At 57.8% G+C, this 5,254-nt stretch carries 6 protein-coding genes; all 6 read left to right on the forward strand.

Annotated elements, in window-relative coordinates:
- The coding region (locus L0H65_RS13820; RefSeq protein WP_301459633.1) for a type II secretion system F family protein at positions 1–646 on the forward strand (646 nt) is incomplete at its 5' end.
- A 17-nt stretch (positions 647–663) separates the two neighbouring features.
- On the forward strand, positions 664–1,638 hold the full coding sequence (locus tag L0H65_RS13825; protein WP_301459634.1) for a type II secretion system F family protein: 975 nt from the start codon (positions 664–666) through the stop codon (positions 1,636–1,638).
- A 9-nt stretch (positions 1,639–1,647) separates the two neighbouring features.
- A complete protein-coding gene (locus L0H65_RS13830) occupies positions 1,648–2,217 on the forward strand; it encodes a tetratricopeptide repeat protein (RefSeq protein ID WP_301459635.1) in 570 nt (189 codons plus the stop codon).
- Positions 2,218–2,262: 45 nt separating this feature from the next.
- Positions 2,263–3,120, forward strand: coding sequence for a lipopolysaccharide assembly protein LapB (locus L0H65_RS13835; RefSeq protein ID WP_301459636.1), 858 nt, complete (start codon positions 2,263–2,265; stop codon positions 3,118–3,120).
- Positions 3,120–3,611: a prepilin peptidase gene (locus L0H65_RS13840; protein WP_301459637.1), complete on the forward strand. Its 492-nt coding sequence runs from the start codon at positions 3,120–3,122 to the stop codon at positions 3,609–3,611. Before L0H65_RS13835 ends, L0H65_RS13840 begins: the two co-directional genes overlap by 1 nt.
- A gap of 68 nt (positions 3,612–3,679) precedes the next feature.
- On the forward strand, positions 3,680–4,996 hold the full coding sequence (locus tag L0H65_RS13845) for an ATPase (RefSeq protein ID WP_301459638.1): 1,317 nt from the start codon (positions 3,680–3,682) through the stop codon (positions 4,994–4,996).
- The last annotated feature ends 258 nt before the right edge of the window (positions 4,997–5,254 follow it).

Raw genomic sequence — 5,254 nt, forward strand, 5'->3', positions numbered from 1 at the left:
CCTGACCATCGGCACCAGTGCCGAACCCGCAGTGCGTGGGTTGATCGCCGTGGTGATGGGGGTTGGCGGCGTCTATTTCTGGGTCGCGAAAAAGGCGAAAAAGCGCATGGACCTGATGGAGGAGCAACTGCCGGATGCGGTTGAACTCATGGTTCGGTCGCTGCGTGTGGGGCACCCGTTCGCGTCGGCCATCGGCATTGTCGCCAAGGAGGTTGCGGACCCGCTCGGCACGGAATTCGGCATGATCGCGGATGAGGCGGCTTACGGCCGCGACGTATCCGAGGCGCTGAAGGAGTTTGCCGAACGCATGGACAATCAGGATTTGCGCTTTCTGGCGGTCGCGGTGACGATCCAGCAAACCTCCGGTGGTAACCTTGCGGAAATCCTTGACGGTCTGGCCAAGGTAATCCGCGCGCGGTTCAAGCTGTTCCGCCGTGTCCGCGCCATCACTGCCGAGGCGAAATGGTCAGGCATGTTCCTGTCGGGCTTTCCCATCGCAGCCCTGGTGATGATTCAGGTCATCCAGCCGGGCTACTATGACGATGTGAAAGACACACCTTCCTTCATTCCGGCGGCTCTGGTCGTCGGGACGCTGCTGGTCATCAACGTGATCTTCATGAAGGTCATGGTAAACATCAAAGTTTAAAGAGGGGCCTGAACACCATGCTTGCATCCATCAACGAAATGCTCGTCACCAAACTGGGGCCATTCGGCCCGCTGATCGTCATCGGCGGGATCGGGCTTTTACTGATCCTTGTGACATTGCCAACGATGCTGAAGAAAACGCCGGAGCCTTTTGAGAAGATCAAAATGCAACGCAACGCCTACAAAAGCCCGAAAGAGCAGGGCTTGCGCGTCGGAACTTCGGGCGGTGCCGGTGACAAGCTACAAAAATTCTCGACCTTTCTCGAACCGCAGAACGCGGAAGAAATGTCGGCCTCGCGTATGCGAATGCTGCGGGCAGGATACCGCGCGAAAAACGCGGTGCAACTGTTTCACTTTGCCCAATTGGCGCTTGGCATCGGCTTCTTGATCCTCGGCGTGGCCTATACGATGTTTCTGCAAACCAAGGGCGATATCTCCAGTCAAGCCATGATCATGTGGACCATCGGGCCGGGGGCCGCGGGCTATTTCCTGCCGAAATACTGGATTCAACGCCGGGTTCAGCAGCGCCAGGAAGAAATCATTTCCGGTTTTCCCGATGCGCTCGACATGATGCTGGTCTGTGTGGAGGCCGGGCAATCGTTGGATCAATCCATCATGCGCGTCGCCAAGGAAAGCCGCGCCGGATACCCCGCCCTCGCCGATGAATTCGACAGCGTTGCGAACGAGGTGAAGGCGGGCAAGGAACGTGTGGCCGTTTTGCGCGACATGTCGGACCGGGTGGGCGTTGCAGATGTCGCCTCTTTTGTGACAACGCTGGTGCAATCGGCCACCTTCGGCACCTCGATTGCCGAAGCGTTGCGTGTCTATTCTGCCGAAATGCGTGACAAACGCGTGATGCGGGCCGAAGAAAAGGCAAATAAGTTGCCGACCAAGCTTACCCTCGGCACAATGATGTTCACCGTGCCGCCGCTGATGATCATCCTGATCGGGCCGTCGGTACATGGAATTGCAAAAACGCTCGGCGGGGGCTGAAACCTATCCATGAAACGACCGATGCTGTGCTTGATCACCGGGGTTTCCCTGCTGGCCGCCTGTCAATCGACCGGCGGCCTTACCCCTGCCGAGATCGCGCGGAATGCGCCGCTTGGGGCCGATGGCAGCGAAAAAGGTGTGGATGGTTTGCTGGTCGGACACCGCTTGATGGAGGCGGGGGAATATGAACTGGCCTTGCGCGCCTATCTGCGCGGCGCGGCGGAGCAGGGAATGACTGCTGATGTGCTATCGGCGCTTGGGTCGGTGAACCTGCGGCTGGGGCGCTTGGGGCAAGCGGAAACCCTGCTGCGCCGTGCGGTCAAGGCCGACCCGGCATCGGTGCCGGCACATAACAATCTGGGCGTCGTGCTGATGGAACGCGGCAAGCTGGGCGAAGCGCGCGCAGTTTTCCAACAGGCGTTCGCGCTGGATAGTGGCAGTTCGGACTCAATCCGCAAAAATCTGCTGCTCGCTATCGCGCGGAGCAATGCCGCTGTGTATGATGAAACGGCACAAAGCCATGACTTTGCCTTGGTGCGGCGCGACCACGGGCAGTATGTTCTGCTCTCGCAGCTTTAAGGCAAGTCCGTGGTGCTGTGCCCCGAGCAGTAAAAAGGACGCAAAATGCGCCACCCAATGTTTGCGGCACTGTGCCTTGGCAGCGCGGTTGCTTTGTCGGCTTGCCAGAACAACACGGATGCCGAGGTCAATCGCGCGATCAAATCGGTGAACGTGATCGACGAAAGCAACCTCAATGATGTGATGCTGACCGTCGGCGCCCCGGATGAGGCGGTCGCCTATTTTCGCAAGACCGCCGCCGAGAACCCTGATCGTGTCGATGTGAAACGTGGATTGGCGATGTCCTTGGTCCGCGCGCAAAAACCGCAGGAAGGGGCAACGGTCTGGGCGGAAGTCGTTGCCAGCAAAGAGGTGACCAATGATGACCGGGTTGCCTATGCCGATGCGCTGATCCGCTCCAACGAATGGAAACGCGCCGAGGCGGAACTGAACCAGATTCCTCCGACGTTCGAAAGTTTTGAACGATACAAGCTGGAGGCGATGGTCGCTGACGCCAACAAGAACTGGAAAAAAGCCGACAGCTTTTATGAAATTGCAACCGGGCTGACTACGACCCCCGCAGGGGTTTACAACAACTGGGGCTATTCCAAGCTGACACGCGGTGAATATACTGGTGCTGAAAAGCTGTTTCAGGACGCTCTGTCCTGTGATCCGCAACTGTTCACCGCCAAGAACAACCTCGTTCTGGCCCGTGGCGCGCAGCGCAAATATGACCTGCCGGTGATAAAGATGACCCAGAAGGAACGGGCGGAATTGTTGTACACCATGGCGCTGACGGCCGTGAAACAAGGGGATGTGCGGATCGGAAAAGGCCTGTTGCAAGAAGCGATAGACACCCATCCGCAGTATTTTGAGGCTGCCGAACGCTCCCTTTCCGCGCTTGATGCAAATGTGACGAACTGATGGGAACCTTGCCCCAGTCATTGCTGTGGTTCCTTCCGTTCACCGTTCCGATTGCGATCTGGGTGGCATGGTCCGACATGAAATTCATGAAGATACCGAACAAGGCGGTCATTGCCTTGCTGCTGGTTTACCTGTTGGTCGGTCTGTTCGTCTTTCCGTTGAAACTCTGGCTTTGGGGCTGGGCGTTGTTTGCCGTCATTCTCGCCATCGGCTTTCTGGCAACCGCTGCCGGTTTGATGGGGGGGGGCGATGCGAAATTCGCCGCTGCAATGGCCCCTTTCTTTGTGACCGCAGACCCGCGCACGGTGCTCCTGTTGCTGGCCTCTTGCATATTGGCCGCTGTGGTCAGCCACCGGATGTTGAAACGCGCCTCGGCCTTTCGCGCTGTAACACCGGATTGGGAGAGCTGGACGCATAAGGACTTTCCGATGGGGCTCGCACTTGCAGGTGCGCTGGTGTTTTACCCGATTCTCGCCCTTTTATTGCCATGAGTACGCAGTAACCCATTGGCAACGATTTCGCGGCAACAATGCAGCCGACAACCCAACAGGTGCGCAACATGAATGTTCAAACGCCTTTGCCGAACGTGCTTGCCCCACCAGCGCCAAAATCCTTGGCGGAGGTGGGGGTTTCGATGGTGATGATGCGGGATATCCTGCTCAAAACCATGTTCCGCACCAACCTTGATCTGGTCTCCGCTATCGCCCGCGCGATCACTTTGCCGGTGCCGCTGACGCAAGAGCTCATTGACCTTGCCCGCACCCAGCGATTGATCGAAGCGACCGGTACGCTGCATGCCACCTCCGGCAATGAGATGGGCTATCAACTGACCGAAGGCGGCAAGGCGCGCGCGCTCGATGCGCTGGCACAGTCGGAATATTACGGTTCGATGCCGATCCCGCTCGATGACTACCGCGTTCAGGTGAAACGCCAGTCTGTGCGCAATATCCGCTTGACCCGCGAACAGATGATCGGGGCGATGGGGCATTTGATCCTGCCGCCGGACCTGTTGTCCAACCTCGGCCCGGCCGTGACTTCGGGCCGCTCCATCCTGATGTATGGCCCGCCCGGAAACGGTAAGTCCTCTATCTCCAACGGCATCCGCGATGCGATGGGCGACAAGATATATGTGCCACGCGCGCTGGAATACGCAGGCCAGGTGATCACCGTCTACGACCCAATCGTCCATTCCGCAGCGGAAGAGGCTGTCGACGATCCCAATTCGCTGCGCCGCACCTCCAATCGTTTCGACAATCGCTACGTCTATTGCGAACGTCCTACCGTGATCACCGGAGGTGAGTTGTCACTGGAAATGCTTGATCTCACCTATAACGCGACCGCGCGCACCTATCAGGCACCGTTGCAACTCAAATCTACCGGCGGCATTTTCATTGTCGACGACCTTGGCCGCCAAGCGGAGCCACCGCAGAAGCTGGTCAACCGCTGGATCGTACCGCTGGAGGAGTCAAAAGACATCCTCGCGCTGCAATCAGGTGAGAAATTCACCGTCCCCTTCGACACCTTGGTGATCTTCTCGACCAACTTCCACCCGAATGAAATCTTCGACGGTGCCGCCCTGCGCCGGATTTTCTTCAAGATCAAGATCGACGGTCCAGATCAGGAAAACTTTCTGAAAATCTTTGCGATGGTGGCAAGGGCGAAAAAGATGCCGCTGGATGAACGGACCTTGGTGCATCTGATGAAGGTGAAATTCCCAACCATCCAGAATGTCTACGCTAATTACATGCCGAAATTTCTGATCGAACAGATGATGGCGGTCTGCGATTTTGAGAATATCCCATATCAGATGACGCCGGATCTCATCGACCGCGCATGGGGCAACATGTTCGTGAGGCAGGAAAAAATCGCTCATTGACAGTTCCGCAACCAGTTTCGGTCAACCGCAACGAACGAACAACCGGTATTGCCCCCACCACTGTCTTCTCTGCAAAAGTATCCATAAACCCATTTATACACTACACGCCCGGTCGGGCAGCCTCGATGCCTCTGCCAAGCCGCGATGGCAATGCCGCCCGCGGGGGGCTCAATGCCCCCAAGGGCGGCCCCCCCCAGTAGAGTCGGCCCAACCCACGGTGCGTCACGGTCACCGCACGGCGCTGATCCGTCGGCTCCC

It is taken from the genome of Pseudorhodobacter sp. (assembly GCF_030452865.1).
Taxonomy (GTDB): Bacteria; Pseudomonadota; Alphaproteobacteria; order Rhodobacterales; family Rhodobacteraceae; genus Pseudorhodobacter.